Annotated in this window: 20 protein-coding genes; 8 read left to right on the plus strand and 12 right to left on the minus strand. The window is 55.8% G+C overall.

Annotated features, from left to right (window positions below):
• Positions 1-493: 493 nt before the first annotated feature.
• Positions 494-1,540, plus strand: a complete 1,047-nt coding sequence (locus HGO37_RS00535; RefSeq protein ID WP_250981724.1) for a LacI family transcriptional regulator — start codon at positions 494-496, stop codon at positions 1,538-1,540.
• A gap of 131 nt (positions 1,541-1,671) precedes the next feature.
• Here HGO37_RS00535 and gnd read toward each other — a convergent pair whose 3' ends face one another.
• The 5 genes from gnd to ccoG form a co-directional block, all read right to left on the minus strand.
• The gene (gene gnd, locus HGO37_RS00540) at positions 1,672-3,102 is read right to left on the minus strand and encodes an NADP-dependent phosphogluconate dehydrogenase (protein WP_250981725.1); all 1,431 of its coding nucleotides are present in this window, start codon (positions 3,100-3,102) and stop codon (positions 1,672-1,674) included.
• 135 nt (positions 3,103-3,237) lie between these two features.
• On the minus strand, positions 3,238-3,393 hold the full coding sequence (gene ccoS / locus HGO37_RS00545) for a cbb3-type cytochrome oxidase assembly protein CcoS (RefSeq protein WP_250981726.1): 156 nt from the start codon (positions 3,391-3,393) through the stop codon (positions 3,238-3,240).
• Positions 3,390-5,711, minus strand: a complete 2,322-nt coding sequence (locus tag HGO37_RS00550; RefSeq protein ID WP_250981727.1) for a cation-translocating P-type ATPase — start codon at positions 5,709-5,711, stop codon at positions 3,390-3,392. The genes ccoS and HGO37_RS00550 overlap by 4 nt, the downstream gene beginning before the upstream one ends.
• Positions 5,708-6,208, minus strand: coding sequence for a FixH family protein (locus tag HGO37_RS00555; RefSeq protein WP_250981728.1), 501 nt, complete (start codon positions 6,206-6,208; stop codon positions 5,708-5,710). Before HGO37_RS00555 ends, HGO37_RS00550 begins: the two co-directional genes overlap by 4 nt.
• Positions 6,205-7,791: a cytochrome c oxidase accessory protein CcoG gene (gene ccoG, locus HGO37_RS00560; RefSeq protein WP_250981729.1), complete on the minus strand. Its 1,587-nt coding sequence runs from the start codon at positions 7,789-7,791 to the stop codon at positions 6,205-6,207. The genes HGO37_RS00555 and ccoG overlap by 4 nt, the downstream gene beginning before the upstream one ends.
• Before the next feature lie 130 nt (positions 7,792-7,921).
• Between ccoG and HGO37_RS00565 the strand changes: the two genes are divergently transcribed.
• Positions 7,922-8,326 (plus strand): SRPBCC family protein, encoded by a 405-nt coding sequence (locus tag HGO37_RS00565; RefSeq protein ID WP_250981730.1) that lies wholly within the window; start codon positions 7,922-7,924, stop codon positions 8,324-8,326.
• A 13-nt stretch (positions 8,327-8,339) separates the two neighbouring features.
• Entirely contained in the window at positions 8,340-8,690 is a 351-nt protein-coding gene (locus HGO37_RS00570; RefSeq protein WP_250981731.1) for a VOC family protein, read from the plus strand.
• A 46-nt stretch (positions 8,691-8,736) separates the two neighbouring features.
• Here the strand turns inward: HGO37_RS00570 and ccoP are convergent, their stop codons facing one another.
• The 4 genes from ccoP to ccoN are packed head-to-tail and all read right to left on the minus strand — an operon-like array spanning position 8,737 to position 12,133.
• Positions 8,737-9,600, minus strand: coding sequence for a cytochrome-c oxidase, cbb3-type subunit III (gene ccoP / locus HGO37_RS00575; protein ID WP_250981732.1), 864 nt, complete (start codon positions 9,598-9,600; stop codon positions 8,737-8,739).
• A 3-nt stretch (positions 9,601-9,603) separates the two neighbouring features.
• Positions 9,604-9,756 (minus strand): cbb3-type cytochrome c oxidase subunit 3, encoded by a 153-nt coding sequence (locus tag HGO37_RS00580; RefSeq protein WP_250981733.1) that lies wholly within the window; start codon positions 9,754-9,756, stop codon positions 9,604-9,606.
• An 11-nt stretch (positions 9,757-9,767) separates the two neighbouring features.
• Entirely contained in the window at positions 9,768-10,499 is a 732-nt protein-coding gene (gene ccoO / locus HGO37_RS00585) for a cytochrome-c oxidase, cbb3-type subunit II (RefSeq protein WP_192488702.1), read from the minus strand.
• 11 nt (positions 10,500-10,510) lie between these two features.
• Entirely contained in the window at positions 10,511-12,133 is a 1,623-nt protein-coding gene (gene ccoN / locus HGO37_RS00590) for a cytochrome-c oxidase, cbb3-type subunit I (RefSeq protein WP_250981734.1), read from the minus strand.
• 70 nt (positions 12,134-12,203) lie between these two features.
• On the opposite strand from ccoN, the gene HGO37_RS00595 reads away from it, so the two are divergent.
• On the plus strand, positions 12,204-12,920 hold the full coding sequence (locus HGO37_RS00595; RefSeq protein WP_250981735.1) for a hemerythrin domain-containing protein: 717 nt from the start codon (positions 12,204-12,206) through the stop codon (positions 12,918-12,920).
• 44 nt (positions 12,921-12,964) lie between these two features.
• Here HGO37_RS00595 and cobU read toward each other — a convergent pair whose 3' ends face one another.
• Complete coding sequence (gene cobU, locus HGO37_RS00600; RefSeq protein WP_250981736.1) at positions 12,965-13,486, minus strand: bifunctional adenosylcobinamide kinase/adenosylcobinamide-phosphate guanylyltransferase; 522 nt, start codon at positions 13,484-13,486, stop codon at positions 12,965-12,967.
• A 623-nt stretch (positions 13,487-14,109) separates the two neighbouring features.
• On the opposite strand from cobU, the gene HGO37_RS00605 reads away from it, so the two are divergent.
• Together HGO37_RS00605 and HGO37_RS00610 are read left to right on the plus strand one after the other, a co-directional pair.
• A complete protein-coding gene (locus HGO37_RS00605; RefSeq protein WP_192488699.1) occupies positions 14,110-14,802 on the plus strand; it encodes a DUF599 domain-containing protein in 693 nt (230 codons plus the stop codon).
• A 63-nt stretch (positions 14,803-14,865) separates the two neighbouring features.
• Positions 14,866-15,837, plus strand: a complete 972-nt coding sequence (locus HGO37_RS00610; RefSeq protein ID WP_250981737.1) for an acetyltransferase domain-containing protein — start codon at positions 14,866-14,868, stop codon at positions 15,835-15,837.
• A gap of 51 nt (positions 15,838-15,888) precedes the next feature.
• Here the strand turns inward: HGO37_RS00610 and HGO37_RS00615 are convergent, their stop codons facing one another.
• Both HGO37_RS00615 and mgtE read right to left on the minus strand, forming a co-directional pair.
• Positions 15,889-16,275 carry a MerR family transcriptional regulator gene (locus HGO37_RS00615; RefSeq protein WP_192488697.1) on the minus strand — a complete coding sequence of 129 codons (387 nt, stop codon included), beginning with the start codon at positions 16,273-16,275 and terminating at the stop codon, positions 15,889-15,891.
• A gap of 182 nt (positions 16,276-16,457) precedes the next feature.
• Positions 16,458-17,882, minus strand: coding sequence for a magnesium transporter (gene mgtE / locus HGO37_RS00620; RefSeq protein WP_250981738.1), 1,425 nt, complete (start codon positions 17,880-17,882; stop codon positions 16,458-16,460).
• Positions 17,883-18,283: 401 nt separating this feature from the next.
• On the opposite strand from mgtE, the gene HGO37_RS00625 reads away from it, so the two are divergent.
• A complete protein-coding gene (locus tag HGO37_RS00625) occupies positions 18,284-20,596 on the plus strand; it encodes an FdhF/YdeP family oxidoreductase (protein WP_250981739.1) in 2,313 nt (770 codons plus the stop codon).
• Positions 20,596-20,940 (plus strand): hypothetical protein, encoded by a 345-nt coding sequence (locus HGO37_RS00630; protein ID WP_250981740.1) that lies wholly within the window; start codon positions 20,596-20,598, stop codon positions 20,938-20,940. The genes HGO37_RS00625 and HGO37_RS00630 overlap by 1 nt, the downstream gene beginning before the upstream one ends.
• The last annotated feature ends 4 nt before the right edge of the window (positions 20,941-20,944 follow it).

The raw sequence follows: 20,944 nt of genomic DNA on the forward strand, positions 1-20,944 counted from the left end.
CGGTGCCAGGTGACTAACGACAGATATGGACATCAAAGCCATCCTACGACGTCCTCCTCATCGTTGGCCAACCGGGCGGAAACGTTACAGATAAAAATGCAAACAGCAAGGACGGGTTCCGCCAGCCACCGCATCCACCGGCGAATATGTGTTGCAAATCAACAGCAACGGCGGACGATCACATCGGTTAGGCGGCTGTATATATTTTCAAATTGAAAAAAATATTATACAGTATTTGCAACTGGCCCTGCGAAATATGGGCGGCTTCGGCAAAGCCGAATTTTTCGGGAACAAACAAACCTGTTTTACTTAGCGTCGCGGACCGGAAAATCGGATGATTTTCGGTTTGCCCGAATGCCATACTTCTGAAATGGGGCTTGGCAGTGCGTGATGACAGGCATGGAAATACGTCGCGCCTTGCTCCGCGTTCTCTACTGGAACCGGCTTCATGGCTTTCACTCTCATTCAATACCTCTACGGCCACTGATTCCAAATGAACGAAAGCGTGACACCACCGGCAGCTATCACACTGGCGCCAAATGAGAGACCCACTCTCAAAACCATCGCCCAGATGACCGGGCTGGGTATAACCACGGTGTCGCGAGCGCTGAAAGATGCGCCGGATATTGGCGCCGACACCAAGGAACGTGTCCGTCTTATTGCCGATCAGATCGGCTACCAGCCAAACCGAGCCGGCGTTCGCCTCAGAACCGGTAAAACCAACGTTATCGCTCTGGTGCTCAGCATCGAAGAAGAGCTGATGGGCTTCACCAGCCAGATGGTGTTCGGCATTTCCGAAGTGCTGGCCGGAACGCAATATCATCTGGTGGTCATGCCGCATTCCCACAGCAAGGACCCGATGGGACCGATCCGCTACATTCTTGACACCGGCTCTGCCGATGGCGTGATCATTTCGCGTATCGAGCCGAAGGATGAGCGCGTGCGCTTGCTGACCGACCGCAAGATGCCCTTTTCCACCCACGGCAGAACGGACATGAATATCGTCCACCCCTACCACGACTTCGACAACGAGGCGTTCGCTTACGAAGCCGTCAAGAAGCTGGTCGAAAAGGGTCGCAAACGCATCTCCATCCTGTTGCCGCCGAAAAAACTGTCCTTCCACGATCATGCGCGGGCTGGATTTGACCGGGCAATCAAGGACTTCGACATCAGCGAAGTACCGCTGGATCATGTGACCATCGAAACCAATCTTGAGGAAACCCGCAACCACGGCGAACAGCTGATGCGCTCAGCCACCCCGCCGGATGGTTTCATCTCGATCAGCGGCAGCTCCACCATTGCGCTGATTGCCGGCTTTGAAGCAGCCGGCAAAAAGCTCGGTGTCGACTTCGACATGATTTCAAAACAATCCGCGGAGTTCCTGAACTGGATCCGCCCGGAAATCTACACCATCAATGAAGATGTGCGTGAGGCGGGCCGCGAGCTTGCCAAAGCGGTTCTGGCCAGCATTGGCGGCAATCCACCGGCCCAGCTGCAAAGTCTCAGCAAACCGGTTTGGTCGCGCGCTTTCCCAGACTGAAACCGCGACAGTTCAACATCTCCAAAATCGCAATAAAAATGGCCCGACAAGCGGGCCATTTTTGTATCTAAAGTCGACTTTCCAACAGGTCATTCTCCCGGAAGCGATAATCGCCCCCAGGAGAAATCATATTAGAATATGTCAGCACCGCTGCCCCATGGACCGTGTGGCTTATCCACGCCGTCGGTACGCTCAAAGCCATGTGCGCCGAAGAAGTCGCGCTGTGCCTGGATGAGGTTTGCGCTGCCACGGCCGCGGCGGTAAGCGTCGAAGTAACCAAGCGCCGATGCCAGTGCCGGAACCGGCAGACCCGACAGGGTGGCGTAGGAAACAACCGAACGCAGCGACTTGTCGGTGTCCTTGACCATCTGCGCGAAGGCAGGTGTCACGATGAGGTTTGCAACATCCGGATCCTTGGTGAAAGCCGATGTGATTTCATCAAGGAACTGCGAACGAATGATGCAACCTGCGCGCCAGATACGGGCGATGGTTGGCATTGGCAGGTTCCAGTTGAACTCCTTGGACGCCGCAGACATGATGGCAAAGCCCTGCGCGTAAGCACCGATCTTGGCGGCCAGAAGCGCGCTTTCCAGATCAGCAATAAACGCCTTTTTGTCAGCAGGTGCTGGCAGAACGTCCGGCAGGCCGAAAATCTTCTCTGCTGCAACGCGCTCGTCCTTCTGCGAAGACAGGATACGCGCAGCAACAGCAGCTTCGATAGCCGTTGCAGCAACACCCATGTTCTGCGCTTCGATAACCGACCACTTGCCAGTACCCTTCTGGCCAGCCTTATCGAGGATAAGGTCTACCATCGGCGTGCCGGTGATCGGGTCTGCTGCGCGCAGCACTTTTTCAGTGATTTCGATGAGGTAGGAGTTCAGGCGGCCCTTGTTCCAGGTCGCGAACACGTCAGCGATTTCAGCTGCACTCATCTTGAGGCCGTCGCGCAGGATGCCGTAGATTTCGGCAATCATCTGCATGTCGGCATATTCAATGCCATTGTGGATTGTCTTGACGAAGTGGCCTGCGCCATCATTGCCGAGCCATGCAACGCAAGGATCTTCATTGTACTTGGCGGAGATCGAGGTCAGAACCTTCTCAACGCGCTTCCAGCTGTCTTCCGTGCCGCCAACCATGATCGAAGGACCATGACGTGCGCCTTCTTCACCACCGGACACGCCCATGCCGATAAAGGTCAGGTCAGTTTCTTTCAGGGTGTCGAAGCGGCGAATCGTATCGCGGAAATTGGCGTTACCGGCATCGATCATGATGTCGCCATTGGCCAGATGCGGCTTCAGGATTTCCATCTGCTGGTCAACCGGGTCACCGGCCTTGATCATGATGATGATCGGACGCGGCGGACGAATAGCAGCGACGAATTCTTCGATTGTTTCGCAAGGAATGATCTGGCCCTGCAATTCACCGGCTTCAGCGTAAAATTTTCGTGTTGCCTCCGGGGTGCGGTTGAATACGGCAATCTTGTTGCCCTTTTCTGCAATGTTCAGGGCAAGGTTAGAGCCCATGACACCGAGACCGATCAAACCGATTTCTGCCTGTTCCACGGATGTGCCTCCATCTTTCGTTCAATGGCGCATGTTGTGGCACTGTAAATGGAAAACGGCAAGGCTGGACATGAACGAAACGATTATATTTTGATGACGAAAATCATCTTTGCCTTCAAATAAGGCAGGCAAATTTTACTGCGCCGGGTGGTCGTCTCCGTCATCCAGCGCCCGCCAACCGGCCCCATCCATGTCTTCATACTGGCCGCTTTTCAGCGACCAGAGAAAAGCAAAAAGTCCCAAACCGCCGAGAAACAAGGCAACTGGAATAAGAAACGAAAGCATGTTCATGCGAAACGCGCTCCTTTTTCCACGCCGCTAGCATCGTCCGTTTTGATATTGCGATTGCTGCTGGCAATATCGGCCTGTGCAGTATTTGCAAGGCTGTTAAGACGTAATGCGTTGGCTACCACGATAATCGACGAGGTCGACATGGCAATGGCGGCAATCATGGGTGTGGCGTAACCGGCAAGCGCAATTGGCACGGCAATGATGTTGTAGCCGATGGCCAGTGCAAAGTTCTCGCGGATCAGCCGTCCGGCCTTGCGTGATGCCTCGACCGCAAACGGCACCGCACTCAGATTGTCCTGCATGAACACGAAATCTGCGGCCTGACGGCCAATATCCGCCGCCGTTGCCGGTGCAATCGACACATGGGCTGCGGCAAGTGCCGGGGCATCGTTGATGCCATCGCCCACCATCAGCACCTTCCGGCCCTGTTCGGCAAGCTCGGTGCAGCGGGCGGCTTTCTCGGCTGGAGCAAGTCCGGCATTCCACTGCGTGATGCCGATCCGCCGCGCCAGTGTCTCAACCGCTGCCGGACGATCGCCTGAGACAATTTCGCTTTTCATGTGGTCGCCAAGCAGCCTCGAAACGGCTTCCGCCGCGCCAGGACGAACCGTATCTTCAAAAAGGAACTGCGCCAGTTCATGGCCATCCAGCGACAGCACCACTTCAGACGACGCAAAGTCACTGTTCGAATCACCTGCCCTGTCAGGCAGCGCAAAACGTCTGCTGCCGAGACGATAGAGACCATCAGCGGTTTCCACCTCAACACCGGCACCGGGAATTTCACGACCGCCGGCAAACACCGGCAATGGGCCATCCACCGAACGGGCTAAAGCCTGCGACAGCGGGTGCCGCGAATTGACGGCAATGCCGGCGGCGGTCTTCATCAGCGAAGGTGCAATCTCACTGGCATTGACCAGCTGTGGCCGACCAAGTGTCAGCGTACCGGTCTTGTCGAACAAAACCGTATCCGCTTCGGCAAGGCGCTCCATCGCCGAACCATCCTTGACCATGATGCCGTGCTTGAACAGACGACCGGCCGCAACCACCTGCACGACCGGTACGGCAAGACCAAGCGCACATGGGCATGTGATGATCAGAACGGCAATGGCAATCAGCATGGCCTGCTTCCAGTCGCCGCCAAAAACGCCCCAGCCGATAAAGGCCGTCAGCGCCAGCAAATGCACGACCGGTGAATAATATTGGGCAGCCCGGTCAGCCAGACGGCGATAACGCGCCCGACCACCTTCGGCAGCCTCCATAAGGCCGATGATTTCCGACAGGAACGAATCCCTTGCCAGCGCGGTTGCCTCGATTACCAGAGCACCGGTCAGATTAAGTGTACCGGCCTGAACCGCGTCACCCTGACGGACTGTCAAAGGGGCGCTTTCGCCATTGACGATAGACACATCGAGATCACTGGTGCCGCTGAGGATACGGCCGTCAACCGGCACCCGATCGCCGGCGGCAATGGCAATGTGATGGCCGGGCACGATATCGGTCACTGGAAGATATTCCCGCGAACCGTCTTCCATCAGCACCGTGGCACCACGCGGTGACAGACGTGCAAGCCCGGCAACGGCCGAGCGCGCACGGTCCCGCATGACGTGATCCAGCGTGCGGCCAATCAGCAGGAAGAACAGCAGCGATACGGTAGCGTCAAACCAGGCATGTGGGCCGCTGTGAATGGTTTCCCAGACCGACACCGAATAGGAAAGCGTGATGGCCAGAGCAATCGGCACGTCCATATTGGTACGGCCATGTTTCAAGGCATTAAAGGCTGACTGGTAGAAAAAACGACCGCCATAGATCAAGGCTGGCGCAGCAATCAGACCCGAAATCCAGTGGAACATGTCGCGGGTCGAGGCATCGGCGCCCGACCAAACAGAAATCGACAACAGCATGATGTTGACGGCGGCAAAACCGCAAAGGCCAACCGCGCGGATCAACTGGTTGCGCAGCTCGTCGGAACTGTCTTGCAGCGATGTGAACAGATGCGTTTCATATCCGGTCGAGACCACCGCCTGCGCCAGGATGACCGGATCGGTCTTCACGCCGTCAATTTCTTCCTTCCAGACGATGGAAACACGCTTTGAAGACAGGTTGACGCGTGCCTTCTCAACCTGCGGCAGCTTTCTCAACGCGCCTTCGACGGTCGTGATGCAGGCACCGCAATAAACACCGGGAACGCCGAGATCGGTCTGGCGCAGCCCCTGCCCCAGGTCCCGGCTTGCCAGGAACAACTCTTCCGATGAAGGCAGGGTGCGGTTGAAACCGGCCTGCTCCAGCGCGCCTTCTGTACCCGGTGCACAGCAGCTCATTGCACGTCTCCCGTTACAGCAATGCGTTCACCCTCATGCACGATGACCTTGCCGTCTTTCATGGCAATCGCCTCAACGATCCAGTGACCGCCGGGAATGTCATGCTGGCCCGAGAATACACCGGTTTCGGCCTTTTGCAGTTCCATGTCGAAATTCTGTTTTTCACCAACCGGACGGCGGAAATGCAAGGTCACGCTATCGGTATCGATGGCGCCGCGTTCAGGATGCGAAATCTCGTAGCGGGCAATATCGTTCTTGACCTCAAGCTTGCCGATGATACCGGAGGCAGCACGCGCCTTGGCAGCAGCTGCCTTGCCGTTGAACTGCTGGCTTGCCACATAGGTATTGGGCACCACCAGGCCGCTCCAGCTGGTCACTGCATTCCAGGCCATGGTGATGTTGACCGAGATGATGGTTCCGAAAAACAGAACCATGATTGCAAGCATATGCCAGCCGGTAAAAACGAAACCCTGTTGTTTTTGTTGTTCAGCACTCATTTCTTAGCTCCCGGAGCAATAAAGACGGCCTTGTATTGGGCAGTTTCGTGAATTTCATTGTCGATCGCAATGAAATCGAAGTCTTCTGAGGTCGAGGTGATTGCCTTGCCTGGCAGCGTCACAAACACTTTCAGCGTCGTGACTTCGTCCGGCTCGACCATCACGGTAAACGAGCGCGATGGCGCATCCTGCACACCGTTGATCTTCATGACCGCTTCCGGCACGCCTTCGATCGACAGCGTGATCTGGCGCGGCTGCGGCACCATGTTCAACAAACGAACCGTGTAGCCGTTACGGATCGAACCATCCGATTCCAGTACATATTGCGGGTTTCTGTCATGCAGCACGTTGACCGACAGACGATCACGGGTCGCCAGCGCAAACAGCATGGCTAAACCAACAGCCGACCAGATGCCCATGTAAAGAAGGGTCCGCAGCCGGAAGATGATGCGCCAATTGAAGTGCCTGATGGCATCCACGAACTTGCCATCCTGATCCCGAATATTGGATGGGCGGATCGGATGCGTGCTGTTGCCGGTTGCAAGCTCCATATTGGCTTCATATTCGCTGAGTGTCGCATAGGCGATCAGCCCGCGAGGCTTGCCAATCTTGTCCATGACGCTGTCACAGGCGTCGATGCACAATGCGCAGGTAATGCATTCCAGCTGCTGCCCGTCCCTGATATCGATGCCCATTGGACAGACGGCAACACAGGCATTGCAGTCCACGCAATCTCCCACCGGTTCCCCGGCGGCAATCAGCTTTTTCGAATGGCGTGAGCGTGGTTCGCCGCGCCAGTCATTATAGGTCACCACAAGTGAATGTTCGTCGAGCATTGCAGCCTGAATACGTGGCCACGGGCACATGTAGGTGCAGACCTGCTCGCGCATCAGGCCACCGAAAATATAGGTGGTGGCAGTCAGCGTAGCGACGGTCGAATAAGCTACCATGGCGGCTTGGCCCGTCATGAACTCCATGGCAAGCGTTGGTGCATCGGCAAAATAGAAAATCCAGGCACCACCGGTCGCAACACCGATGACAAGCCAGATCGAATGTTTGAGCAGGCGCTTGCGGATCTTGTCGAAGCTCCACGGCGCGGCATCCAGCTTCATGCGGGCATTTCTGTCACCTTCGACCGCCCGCTCGACCACCAGAAAGAGGTCGACCCAGACGGTCTGGGGACAGGTATAACCGCACCATGCACGGCCAACGGCCGAGGTGATGAGAAACAGCCCGAAGCCCGCCATGACCAGCAGGCCAGCCACATAAAAGAATTCCTGCGGCCATATCTCGATGAAGAAGAAATAGAAGCGGCGGTTGGCAATATCGATCAGAACCGCCTGATCCGGTGCATAAGCACCACGGTCCCAGCGGATCCATGGCGTCAGATAATAGATGCCGAGCGTGATCAGCATCACGATCCATTTGAAACGGCGAAATTGCCCCTCTACCCGTTTCGGAAAGATCTTCTTTCGGGCTTCATACAGTGGCTGACGAATTTTGGCGGAATTGACAGGTAAAGCGTCAAGCTGTTCGACATTCGCGGGCCGACTGCTATCCTGCTCGGCGTTGTAGAGGTTCATGGGGCAATATCCAGATTTCTGTATTTGCCTTTTCTCATTTCGCAGCCGTTTCATCCTTGACTTAAGTCAAGCATGGACAAAGTGGCGCATGTGGCAGGTTTGAACGTCGCCCCGCAGCAAGGAGACCGCAATGCCCGATAGTATGACCGCAAAGATCGTGCATTTGACGATTAATCGCCCATGGACGGCCGTTTATGCGTTCGCGTCCGATCATTCAAAAATGCCATTATGGGCCGCGGGCCTGGCCAGCGGCCTTACGCCGCAGGGTGACGATTGGATCGCTTCGGGGCCGCTCGGTGATGTCACGGTGCGATTCGCAAAACCAAATGACCTCGGCGTTATCGACCATGTCGTCACCATGCCAGATGGCCTGGAAGTCTATAATGCCCTCAGGGTCACGCCAAACGGCGACGGCTGCGAAATAACCTTTACCGTCCTGCAGCTGCCCGGCATGAGTGATGACGACTTTAAAAATGATGCGGATCTCGTCTACAAGGATCTGATAACGCTAAAAAAAATGCTGGAAACAACCTGATTGGAGACCTGCCGTGGCCGGTAAAAACAACACCATCAATTACGTCGAATTCAACGTCAGTGACATCGAAGCGTCCAAGGCCTTTTATGGCACCGTATTCGGCTGGCAGTTCAAGGATTACGGCCCGCAATATTGCGAGTTTTCCGATGGCAACATGACGGGCGGTTTTACCACAACGGCACCGGTCAAGGCAGAAGGTGGCGCACTGGTCATTCTCTACGCCGATAATCTCGAACCAACGCTGGAGGCTGTCAAAAAAGCTGGCGGCACAATTGTCGAGTATATTTTTGAATTTCCCGGCGGTCGCCGTTTCCATTTCAGGGATTTGGACGGTTACGAACTGGCCGTCTGGACCGCGAACTAAAAAAGGGCCGCGAAAGCGGCCCTTTTGTCATTGTCTGGTCGGGTGGTTATTCACCGCCGCCCAGCGAGTGCACGAACAGTGCCAGCTGCTTGACGGTGGCATCGCCAAGGCGCTCGCCCCAGGCAGGCATCACGCCATGCTTTGGTGCGCGGACCTGTGCGGCAATGCCGTCTTCGCCTTCAACCTTCAGCCAGATGGCATCTGCAAGGTTTGGCGCGCCAAACTCGCGGTTACCCTTGGCATCTTCGCCGTGACACGAAGCACAGTTGTCGGCAAAGATCTGCTTGCCCGGTTCAACCATGCTGGCGTCACGCGGCGTGCCGGTCAGACTGACGACATAGGCCGCAACCTGCTTGATTTCCTGCGACTGCAGCATGTCGGCATAGGCTGGCATTTCCGACAGGCGTGTATCGTCATCATCGGCAAAACGAATACCATGGGTAATCGTTGTGTAGATGTCGTCAGCGCTACCGCCCCACAGCCAGTCGTCATCGTTGAGGTTGGGGAAGCCTGCGCCACCCGAAGCACCCGAACCATGGCACTGGATGCAGTTGACCTTGAACGCGGCAGAACCACCGGCAACGGCAAACTGCAACAGCTCATTGTCGGCCTGAATGTCGGCCAGCGACGATGCGGCAATCTTGTCGAGGTAGACGCTCTGCGCCGTCTTGGCTTCCACCATTTCACCGGCAAAGTCAGCGCGGCTGCTCCAGCCAAGCAGGCCCTTGGTGTTTTCGGTCAACAAAGGCCATGCCGGATAGGCAATCGTGTAACCGATTGCCCAGATGATCGTCAGGTAAAAGCACCATACCCACCAGCGTGGCATGGGGTTGTTCAACTCACGAATGCCATCCCATTCGTGACCGGTGGTTTCCACGCCACTAATTTCGTCAATGTGTTTTTCCGACATATCCTAGTCCTCCTTGAGAGGAATATTGGCTGCGTCTTTGGCCTGCTTTCCGCCACCGGGACGCAATGTGAAGAGGACGACCGCAAGAAAGAACAGTGTCATGGCCAGCAAGCCCCAACTGTCCGCGAAGTGACGCATGGCTGTGTAGGTTTCCACGTCATCTCTCCTTAGCGGTAGCCAGCGGCATCGTCGTAGGTCGAAAAATCGACCAGCGTGCCGAGCATTTGCAGATAGGCAACCAGAGCATCCATTTCCGTCAACTTGGCTGGGTCGCCGTCGAAGTCACCGAGCTTTGCCTTGGGATAGCGCGCTTCGATACCTGAAGTATCCGCATTGGGATCTGCCTGTGCGGCAAGATCGGCAGCGGCGTTTTCGATCATCTCGTCACTGTATGGAACGCCCACGGCACGGTTGGCCTTGAGCTCCATTGAAACGTCGGTGATCTTGAGCGGTGTTTCCTTCAGGAAGGAATAGCTGGGCATAACCGATTCCGGCACGACAGAGCGTGGCTCGACCAGATGCTGCACATGCCATTCGTTCGAATAACGGTCACCGACGCGGGCGAGATCTGGCCCGGTGCGCTTGGAACCCCACTGGAACGGATGGTCATACATCGATTCAGCGGCAAGGCTGTAGTGACCGTAACGCTCAACCTCGTCGCGGAACGGACGGATCATCTGGCTGTGGCAGGTGTAGCACCCTTCACGAATGTAGATGTTGCGTCCGGCCAGCTCGAGCGGCGAGTAAGGCCGCATGCCCTCCACCTTTTCAATGGTGTTTTCGAGGTAGAAAAGCGGTGCGATTTCAACGATACCGCCGATGGAGACCACAACGAGCGATCCCACCAGAAGCAATGTTGCATTACGCTCGATGACGCCGTGTTTATCAAGAATAGACATCGTCAAACTCCTTACTCAGCCGGTTGCAGCGCAGGCGCGGCATCTTGGCGAACACTCTCTTGGCGCTGATGGCCGAGAATGGTTCTGGTAATGTTGTAGGCCATGATGATTGCACCGCTGAGGAACAGCAGACCGCCACCGGCACGCAGCACGTAGTACGGGAACATGGCTGCTACAGATTCTGCGAACGAGTAAACCAGGAAGCCCTGCGCATCATATTCGCGCCACATCAGAGCCTGCTGGATACCGGCAACCCACATGGCAGCGGCATAGACAACGATACCAAGTGTCGCCAGCCAGAAGTGCCAGTTGACCAGTTGCAGGCTATACAGACGATCGCGGTTCCACAGCTTTGGCACCATGTAATAGAGGGCACCGAAGGTGATCATGCCGTTCCAGCCAAGCGCACCGGAGTGAACGTGACCAATGGTCCAGTCGGTATAGTGGCTGAGCGAGTTGACGGCCTTGATCGACATGACCGGACCTTCAAATGTTGCCATGCCGTAGAACGCAACTGCCATGACCATCATGCGAACGACCGGGTCGGTACGGATCTTGTCCCATGCGCCCGAAAGCGTCATCAGACCGTTGATCATGCCACCCCACGAAGGCATCCACAGCATGACAGAGAACACCATGCCCAGTGTCTGCGCCCAGTCCGGTAGCGCCGTATAATGCAGGTGGTGCGGGCCGGCCCAGATATACATGAAGATCAGGGCCCAGAAGTGGATGATCGACAGGCGGTAGGAATAGACCGGACGGTTAACCTGCTTGGGAATGTAATAATACATCATGCCCAGGAAGCCGGCGGTCAGGAAGAAGCCCACGGCGTTATGGCCGTACCACCACTGCGTCAACGCATCCTGCACGCCCGAGAAGGCCGAGTAGCTTTTGACACCGAGGAACGAGACCGGCACCGCCAGATTGTTGACGATATGCAACATGGCAATGGTGACAATGAAGCCAAGGTAGAACCAGTTGGCCACGTAGATGTGGGGTTCCTTGCGCTTCAGGATCGTGCCCAGAAACGCAATGAGATAACAGACCCAGACTATTGTCAGCCAGATATCGACGTACCATTCCGGCTCGGCATATTCCTTGCCCTGCGTAATGCCGAGAAGGTAGCCGGTGGCGGCCATGACGATGAACAGGTTGTAGCCCCAGAAAACGAACCAGCCGAGGTTACCGCCAAACAGGCGTGCGCGCGATGTGCGCTGAACCACATGGAAAGACGTCGCGATAAGCGCGTTACCACCAAAGGCAAAGATAACCGCCGAGGTGTGCAGCGGGCGTACACGACCGAAATTGAACCATGGCTCAATGTTCAGGTCGGGAAATGCCAGCTGAAGCGCAACGATCAGACCGACGAGGAAACCGACAACGCCCCAGAACACGGTGGCAATGACACCGTATTTGATGACTTCATCGAAGTACTCCGACTGCTGACGCTGCTTGGCGGCGGCATCGATCGGCGCAAAGGATGTGCGTCGCAGCAACACGACCGCGCCGATGAGCAGCACGAAAAACAGCACCCACATGTGAGATGCAAACTGATTATCATGGGCGAATGCCGCCCCTAGCAACGCAATAAAGGCTCCCAGAGCCACTATCACGAATTCCAAAGTGTAGTTCATTGTTGGTTTCCCCCAACGTCCTGGCTGATCCGACGCGGCCAGACATCTGCCCTGTGCAGAGTCGTGCGGCATGTCGCGTCGTTTGGAGAAGTGCCATTCGCGGGCCAAACTTACCTTGATCCAAATCAAGGCAGACGCGGCAGACTGTGGGAGAAATAGAAACGAACTGGAAATAGCGGCATTTTCGCAACTGGATGCGTCCTTCGGGACATCATGCCGCACGACAGGCGTGGCAGCGCAGCCAGTCTTGCGCTTGAAGGGCAAGAACGAGGTCATGACCATGGCACAGAAAGGCAATCTTTCAGGGCGACCTGAACAGGAAACCATCACACCGCTTTCGCGGGCGGAAAAGGATTTCCCCAAACTGGACTGGCTGCGCCGGGCACATACGGAACAGCTGGCACTGTGCCGGGAGCTGGAAGAGATCGCAGATTCCCTGCCCTCCAACGTCAACCGGCAAAAATGCATCTATGCTGCCAAGGCGCTTGGACCCGTTATCCGCGGCGCCCACCATTATGAGGAAACCGTGCTGTTTCCCTGGATCGAACACCGCACCGGCCAGCGCGCTCGTTCTGAAACGCTGGAACGTCTGCGCTTTGAGCATTTCGAGGATGAATGTTTTGCCGAGGAACTGACCGATGCCCTGCTGAAGGTCGGCTCGGGCAATCCGGTCAACATGGAAGCGGTCGGCTACATGCTGCGTGGTTTTTTTGAAGCAACGCGTCGACACATAGCCTTTGAAAGCGACTGTCTTCTCGAAGAGCTGGAAAACGAGCAGACGCATTGAATCAAAAACTTAAGTACCCGATTCAAAACATGAGGAACCAGCCCTTACCCCTTCATTTTAAGGGGTAATCCAGCCGCGATGAAATAAACTTCGTTGGCAACTTCGGCCACATTTTGATGCAGGCGGCCAGCATGGTCACGAAACTCTCGCGCCATGCGATTGTCAGGCACGATGCCAAGCCCGACTTCATTGGACACAAACACCAGCTGCGCCTTGGCCACCGCAATGTGACGGCAAACAGCCTCGAATTCGGCGGGCATATCCCTGTTGTCCATCATCAGGTTTGTGACCCACAATGTCAGGCAATCAATGAGAATGATCCGTTTGGGATCATCAATCTTTTGCAGCAGACCCACCAGATCAACCGGCTCCTCATGGCTGGTCCAGACAGCACCACGCCGGGATTGGTGCTCACGAATGCGCTCTCGCATTTCATCGTCCCAGGCCCGCCCGGTCGCCACATAATGGGCGTCGAGGCCGCTTGCTAGAACCAGTTTTTCGGAGAAGGAAGATTTGCCGGAACGCGCACCACCCAGCACAAGAACCGTTCGATTTTGGTGCGACATGAAAATCCGCTCTGTCATGTATGAAATTATGTCCGGACCCCAATGCGCGTAGGCGCAAGGCCATTGCATCAAGTCATGAAAAGGGACGATTCGTAGATAGGAGGCGTCCCCCGGTCGATCATGCTCAACACGCCGGTTTGTCTGCCTGCTGTCATTTCCCCGGTTTGCACCATTACAAACCGCAAGGAAACTGGAGGCCAGCAGCAAAAGGTCCGGACAACCAGAATCTAGGATCAGGCCGGGCGCGTGTCAATGACATCTGGGAGTAGATAAAAATCAAAAAGCGCGCGAGCCATCAAGCTTGCACGCCTCCTGAAAACACCTCGAACAGAGGCAACGGCGACCGGTACGCAATACCTTTTCCGGAGCCGGACTGACGGTCTCGCCGTCTGCACGACTACAATTAACCAGACATTCTTACCGGAGAGTTAGCAAGCGACTCACATTCGAAAAAACTTTGTCGTTTTTTGCATTTTTATCGCGAACCATCTCGCCGACAAAATAGACACCGTTTTTTCAGACCGTTGAGATAGATGATGTCAGCACATTGCCTGACGGACCGCATGCGGCCATTATCGCCCGGTCTGAAGCGGCACGGATTCGATTGGCGGTCTCACAACATCATGACAATTATCGACTATACGGCTTTTGTAATCTTCATCCTCTCCTGGAGCAGTTACGCCTGGCTGACATCAGGCAAGCCTCGTTTTGCGCGGCTCAGCCTCAACCAGGCGATGGCTGAGCGCCGCCGCAAATGGATCTACAATTCGCTGCGCCGTGACCTGAAAATGATCGACACGCAGATCATGGCCGGTCTGCAGAATGGCACCGCCTTTTTTGCCTCGACCTCGATCTTTGCGATTGGTGGCTGTTTTGCGCTTCTGGGCGCGACAGATCAGGTTGAATCCGTGTTCAAGGACATGCCCTTTGTGCATTATGCCGGACGCACGGCCTTTGAACTGAAGGTCATCGGACTGACGACCATCTTCGGTTATGCCTTTTTCAAATTTGGCTGGTCCTACCGCCTGTTCAACTATTGCACCATTCTGTTTGGCGCCATTCCGATGGTCGAGGACAGTCTGGGTGACCGGCGCGCAGCAGAACAGGCAGCCGAAAACGTCATCCGCATGAACATCATCGCCGCCAAGAACTTCAATGACGGCCTGCGCACCATTTTCCTGTCGATCGGTTACCTCGGCTGGTTCATCGGTCCTTACGTGTTCATTGGCGGCACGCTCTTCATCATCGTGGTGCTGACGCGCCGTCAATTTTTCTCCGAAGCACGTCTGGCGATCATGGAAGATGAACAGCCTTGAAATTGCCTCACTTTGAAGGCGTTGCGATAATCTTTGCAGAACGACAAAATCAGGGATGAGAGAATGACCGAAGCGATCACCGGGACAACGCCACCCGCCCCGAAAGGCCGGATCGGCGCACTCGATACATTGCGCGGTATTGCCCTGATTGCCATGGCATCCTACCACTTCACGTGGGATCTGGAGCTGTTCGGTTATCTCGAGCCGGGCACCGCAACCCAAGGCCTTTGGAAGATCTATGCGCGCGGTATTGCCAGCAGCTTCCTGTTTCTGGCCGGTTTCAGCCTGTATCTTGCCCATTCCAAAGGCATAAACTGGCCGTCTTTCCGCAAACGCTTTGCCATGATCGCTGCGGCTGCGGTGGTAATCACCGTCGCAACGGGCATTGCGACGCCTGATGGCATGATCTTTTTCGGCATATTACACAATATTGCCGCCGCTAGCCTTGTTGGCCTGTTGTTCCTGCGACTGCCTGTCGTCGTCACGCTGATCGTTGCCGCGGCTGCACTTGCCGCACCATTTTATCTGACGGCGGATATTTTCAGCACGCCATGGCTACTCTGGATCGGCCTTTCGCCGGTCATGCCACGCTCAAATGACTATGTGCCGCTGCTGCCGTGGCTTGCGCCGTTTCTGCTCGGCCTCAGCGCTGCAAAAATCGCCCTGCCCGCTGGCTGGCTTGATCGTTTTCGCACCCCAAGCCATCCGCGCAATCCGCTGGCCCTTGCCGGCAAACACAGCCTTGCCTTTTACCTGATCCACCAGCCCATTCTGGTTGGTATTGTTTATCTCGCATCGCTGGTTGCACCGCCCCCACCGGTCGATATGGTAGAGCAATACAAGAACCTCTGCATGCGCTCATGCGTTAACAGCGAAAACGGCACTGAGATTTGTGAAAGCTTCTGTGGCTGCAAGCTGGAAAAGCTACAGGCCGAAGGTATCTTCGACAATATGATGGCCAACAAGGTCAACGAGCAGGAACAGGTGAAGATGGGCGACATCTCATTTATGTGCGCCCAGGAAGTACAGCAATAAAAAAGCCGCTGTGACAAACAGCGGCTTCACACTATCCGAATTTCGAAACCGTCAGGTGCCGACACCAATTTCCGCAAGGCGGGTCAGACAGGCTTCTTCGACATTGTCGAGTTCCGCCAGCGTCTCTTCAATGTCCTTGCGCTTCTGGCGAAGCTCATTGCGCTTTTCATCAACCTTTTTCATCAGCATCTCGAGCTGGCCGGACTCGCCCGGCGGCTCTTTGTAGACCTGAATGATTTCGCGGATTTCTGCGATGGTGAAGCCGATACGACGGCCTCTGAGAATTTCCTGAATAAGCCTGCGGTCGGCCATTCTGAACAATCTGGTCCGACCACGACGTTCAGGATGAATGAGCCCCTCGTCTTCGTAAAAACGCAGCGTTCTTGTCGAAACACCAAATTCCCGTGTAAGCTCTGTGATGCTATAATATTTATTCACGTGCCGATCCGCTTCATGTCAGGCAATTGAGTATATTGACCTTCACGTAAAAGTCAATTTTACAATTGATCCTCACCTAACATAATCGCGACGTCTCGCCTTCAACACAAGAATACCAGCCCTTGCAAAAACAAGGACTTGAAACCCGTAATTGTGCAAACAATTCCTGCACGTGAGCGTCGCTAATGTATGCCGAACCACCAGGTTGCAAGACCGAGGAACGAGAAGAAGCCCACCGTATCGGTCACTGCCGTCACAAACACCGCTGAAGACACCGCCGGGTCGGCGCCAAAACGGTCCAGCACGATCGGAATGAGAATTCCGGCCAGTGCCGCCGCAAACATGTTGATCATCATGGCCGCTGCCAGAATGCCACCGATTTGGATATCGTGGAACCAAAGGGCAGCCAACGTACCGATGGTACAGCCAAACAGCAGGCCATTGAGAATACCAACGCCCGCCTCACGACGGATAATACGTCTGGCATTGTGAATATCGAGGTTTTTGGTGGCAAGCGCCCGCACAGACACCGTCATGGTCTGCGAACCGGCATTGCCGCCCATGCCCGCCACGATCGGCATCAGAATGGCCAGCGCGACGATCTCTTCAATGGTTGCGTCAAACAGGCCGATGACGGAGGCGGCCATGGAAGCGGTAAACAGGTTGACGGCAAGCCACGGCATACGTGAGCGCGACGTGCTGGCCACGGAGTCAGACAGTTCTTCGTCACCGACACCACCAAGGCGCAGCAAGTCTTCTTCCGCCTCTTCCTGGATAACGTCAACCACGTCATCAATGGTCAGTACGCCGACCAGACGGCCGTTCTCATCCACCACGGCAGCGGACAGAAGGTCATACTGTTCAAACAGCTGCGCGGCCTCTTCCTGGTCCATCTCCGCCGCAATCGGGTGGTTGGTTTCATGCATGATCGTTTCGACCTTCACCTGCCGCTTGGACCGCAGCAGCTTGTCGAGATCAAGCGCGCCAACCAGCTTGAAAGTCGGGTCGATCACGAAAATCTGGGTGAAGCTTTCGGGAAGTTCTTCTTCCTCGCGCATGTAGTCGATGGTCTGGCCAACCGTCCAGAATGGCGGCACGGCCACGAACTCGGTCTGCATACGACGACCGGCAGAGCTTTCCGGATAATCCAGCGCACGGCGAAGCCTGACACGCTCGGTAAACGGCAGCTTGGCGAGAATTTCTTCGCGGTCCGCGTGGTCAAGGTCTTCCAGAATGTAGACCGCGTCATCCGAATCCAGTTCACCGATACCGGCAGCAATCTGCTCATTCGGCATCTGCTCAACGATATCCAGACGAATGGCCTCATCGACCTCCGTCAAGGCGGTCATGTCGAAGTCGTCACCCAGCAACCGCACCAGCGCATGGCGTTGTTCCGGCAGGATTGATTCGAGCAGATCGCCCAATTCGGACTCGTGCAGCCTTGCGACATTTTTACGCAGGAACAGCAGGTCACGATCGGCGATTGCTGCACCAACCATGGTCAAAAAGTCGGAGCGGATAGAGCCGTCATCCGAATAAATGTCAGAGGCTTTATTGGAAGGTGTCACATCGAGAGGCTCGTGACGATCGTCGTCAACATCAGTCATTGGCGCCCCCTGTTTTACGTGAATGTCCCGAATTACGGGCTGGCTGGAGAATGGCTCTTAAAACCGCATTGTCAACGATCAGGCAAGATGGATGCCAAGGAAAATTTTGATCGGAGAGACAATATCATGCGGTCATAAACAACCGCTTTAAACAGATTCCTGCGACGAAATCGCGACGCCGATGACCAAGAGTTGAAAAACTCAGACTAAGATACAAGTTGACATATGGTACACATGGGGGAATCTGGAGAATACAACAAGACATTGCCAATGAGGCAATGCGACCAGAAGGCGCAGGAATTGCGCTGAAGCATGTCGCGCAAAAGTGTTCAGCGGTTTTGCGATAACGACATGCAAAAAAACAAAGAGCTAAAGAATAATTTTTGGGAAAGACCACGTTCATGGGCAAGATGGATTTCATCGGCAAGGCATCCTCCGCAGCTGGCGGCTGGGGCGCACTGAAAAGTGTTGGCAAGAGACTGCTGGAATCCGGCGCACCAATATCCGGCGCCCGTACCCTTCTCAAAGCCAATCAGCCCGATGGCTTTGACTGTCCAGGCTGCGCCTGGGGTGACCCGGAGCACGGTTCCTCCTTCGAATTCTGCGAAAATGGCGTGAAGGCCGTGGCGTGGGAAGCAACTGAAAAGCGCGTCCCGCCCGACTTCTTCGCCAAACACACCGTCACTGAACTGCGTGGCTGGAGCGATTACGATCTTGAGCTGCAAGGCCGCCTCACCAACCCGATGCGTTATGACCGCGCCACCGACAAATATGTCGCCGTGTCCTGGGACGAAGCCTTTGCCGAAATCGGCTCGGTGCTGAAAAGCGTTCCAGATGCCAACCGCGCCGAATTCTACACATCCGGCCGCGCGTCCAACGAAGCAGCTTTCCTGTATCAGCTGATGGTCCGCCTTTACGGCACCAACAACTTCCCTGACTGTTCCAACATGTGCCATGAGGCCAGCGGCGTTGGCCTGAAGGCTTCCGTCGGCGTTGGCAAGGGCACAGTTCTGCTGGAAGACTTCGAACATGCCGATGCTATTTTCTGCATTGGCCAGAACCCCGGCACCAACCACCCGCGCATGCTGGGTGACCTGCGCCGTGCAGCCCTTCGCGGTGCCCGCATCGTTGTCTTCAACCCGATCCGCGAAAAGGGCCTTGAGCGCTTTACCGACCCGCAGGACAAGGTTGAGATGATCACCGGCGGCAGCGCCAAGATCGCCACCAACTATTACCAGCCACGCCAGGGCGGCGACATGGCTGCCGTGCGCGGCATGAGCAAGGTTATCTTTGCCGCCGATGACGCAGCACGTGCCGCTGGCCAGCCCGCCATCATCGATTACGACTTCATCAACGAACACGCTGTCGAGTTTGACGCCTACCGTGCCGCCGTGGATGCCACCAGCTGGGATGCCATTCTCGACCAGTCTGGCCTGACCCGCGAGCAGATCGAAGAAGCCGCAAACATCTATATGACGTCGAATGCCGTTATCGCCACCTGGGCGATGGGCATTACTCAGCACAAACATTCTGTCATCACCATCCGCGAAATCACCAACTTCATATTGCTGCGCGGCAATATCGGTCGTCCAGGTGCGGGCCTTTGCCCGGTGCGTGGCCACTCCAATGTGCAGGGCGACCGCACAGTTGGTATCGATGAAAAGGCACCACCTGCCCTGCTGGACGCGCTTGAGAAAGAACTAGGCGTGCCAATGCCGCGCAATCGCGGCCACAACACGGTTGAAGCCATTAGCGCCATGCTGGACGGGACTGCCGAAACCTTCATCGCGCTGGGCGGCAACTTCCTGCGCGCCACACCGGACAGCCCGCTGATCATCAAGGCGTTTGAAAAGCAACGCCTGACGGTCAACATCGCCACCAAGCTCAACCATTCGCATCTGGTGCCGGGTCAGGTCTCCTACGTTCTGCCATGCCTTGGCCGCACGGAAATCGACCGTAATTCCAAGGGCGTCTCGCAGATCATCACCGTGGAAGATTCCATGAGCATGGTTCACGGTTCCGGCGGCATCAACACGCCGGCCTCGCCAGAGCTGAAGTCGGAAATTGCAATCGTTGCCGGGATTGCCGAAGCAACGCTTGGCAACGCCCATGTCAACTGGCGCGCCATGGCCGAAGATTACGACCTGATCCGTGACATGATCGAGCGTGTCCTGCCGGGCTTTGAGAACTACAATGAGCGCGTGCGCGTGCCGCGTGGGTTCCACCTGCGCAACGCCGCCGCAGAGCGCGAGTGGAACACACCAGCCAAGAAGGCAACCTTCTTTACCGGCGAATTGCCGGCAAAAACCGAGCACCAGCAGGCGCTTGGCGAAGAAGGCATCTTCGTGCTGCAGACATTCCGCAGCCATGACCAGTACAACACCACCATCTACGGCATGGATGACCGTTACCGTGGCGTTTACGGTGAACGCCAGGTCGTGTTCATGAACCCAAAGGACATGGAAAAGCTGGGCGCGAAGGCCAAGCAGCGCGTTGATGTTGTCGGAGAATATGGCGATGGCATTGAGCGAATTGCCGAAAACTTCCGCCTTGTACCTTACAACATTCCAGAAGGCAGCATTGCCGGTTATTACCCGGAACTGAACGTGCTTGTGCCACTGCACAGCTACGGCGAAGGCAGCTTCACCCCAACCTCGAAGTCGGTTCTGGTGTCGGTTCGTCTGCGCATCGAGGCTGATACCGAGGCTGCATAATGTCTGAAGATACTTCCGCCGAACGCTTCATGGCGATGGTGGAAAAGGTCATGGAAACGGCCCTGGATGGTTTGGACACCACCGGGGCCGCACTTCTGTGCGCTATTCACCTCGGCATCGGTTCCGACAGCCGCAGCCTGTCGAAAAAGCTCGGCATTGCCCATGCGCTGGTGTTACGTGAAATCACCGCCATGTCTGGCCGCTTCCTTGCCGTGACAAAACGTGATGACCGGACACAAAGAACCTTTGTGGAATTATCAGCTGTTGGTAAGGAACTGACCGAGGTCGCCTATGCCACCTCTGGAACCTCGCATGACATCGAAAACATGACACCGCAAGCCTGACGCC

Origin of the sequence: Rhizobium sp. CG4 (assembly GCF_023701965.1) — a bacterium.
In the GTDB taxonomy this organism is placed as follows: Bacteria; Pseudomonadota; Alphaproteobacteria; order Rhizobiales; family Rhizobiaceae; genus Agrobacterium.

What these genes read in the sequence shown, in the direction of transcription:
- HGO37_RS00535 (WP_250981724.1), top strand. Translation starts at nt 494, where the DNA reads ATGAACGAAAGCGTGACACCACCGGCAGCTATCACACTGGCGCCAAAT.
- ccoO (WP_192488702.1), bottom strand. Translation starts at nt 10,499, where the DNA reads ATGTCTATTCTTGATAAACACGGCGTCATCGAGCGTAATGCAACATTG.
- HGO37_RS00550 (WP_250981727.1), bottom strand. Translation starts at nt 5,711, where the DNA reads ATGAGCTGCTGTGCACCGGGTACAGAAGGCGCGCTGGAGCAGGCCGGT.
- HGO37_RS00565 (WP_250981730.1), top strand. Translation starts at nt 7,922, where the DNA reads ATGCCCGATAGTATGACCGCAAAGATCGTGCATTTGACGATTAATCGC.
- HGO37_RS00555 (WP_250981728.1), bottom strand. Translation starts at nt 6,208, where the DNA reads ATGAGTGCTGAACAACAAAAACAACAGGGTTTCGTTTTTACCGGCTGG.
- HGO37_RS00610 (WP_250981737.1), top strand. Translation starts at nt 14,866, where the DNA reads ATGACCGAAGCGATCACCGGGACAACGCCACCCGCCCCGAAAGGCCGG.
- HGO37_RS00595 (WP_250981735.1), top strand. Translation starts at nt 12,204, where the DNA reads ATGTCGCGTCGTTTGGAGAAGTGCCATTCGCGGGCCAAACTTACCTTG.
- ccoP (WP_250981732.1), bottom strand. Translation starts at nt 9,600, where the DNA reads ATGTCGGAAAAACACATTGACGAAATTAGTGGCGTGGAAACCACCGGT.
- HGO37_RS00625 (WP_250981739.1), top strand. Translation starts at nt 18,284, where the DNA reads ATGGGCAAGATGGATTTCATCGGCAAGGCATCCTCCGCAGCTGGCGGC.
- HGO37_RS00630 (WP_250981740.1), top strand. Translation starts at nt 20,596, where the DNA reads ATGTCTGAAGATACTTCCGCCGAACGCTTCATGGCGATGGTGGAAAAG.
- mgtE (WP_250981738.1), bottom strand. Translation starts at nt 17,882, where the DNA reads ATGACTGATGTTGACGACGATCGTCACGAGCCTCTCGATGTGACACCT.
- HGO37_RS00605 (WP_192488699.1), top strand. Translation starts at nt 14,110, where the DNA reads ATGACAATTATCGACTATACGGCTTTTGTAATCTTCATCCTCTCCTGG.
- ccoN (WP_250981734.1), bottom strand. Translation starts at nt 12,133, where the DNA reads ATGAACTACACTTTGGAATTCGTGATAGTGGCTCTGGGAGCCTTTATT.
- ccoS (WP_250981726.1), bottom strand. Translation starts at nt 3,393, where the DNA reads ATGAACATGCTTTCGTTTCTTATTCCAGTTGCCTTGTTTCTCGGCGGT.
- cobU (WP_250981736.1), bottom strand. Translation starts at nt 13,486, where the DNA reads ATGTCGCACCAAAATCGAACGGTTCTTGTGCTGGGTGGTGCGCGTTCC.
- ccoG (WP_250981729.1), bottom strand. Translation starts at nt 7,791, where the DNA reads ATGAACCTCTACAACGCCGAGCAGGATAGCAGTCGGCCCGCGAATGTC.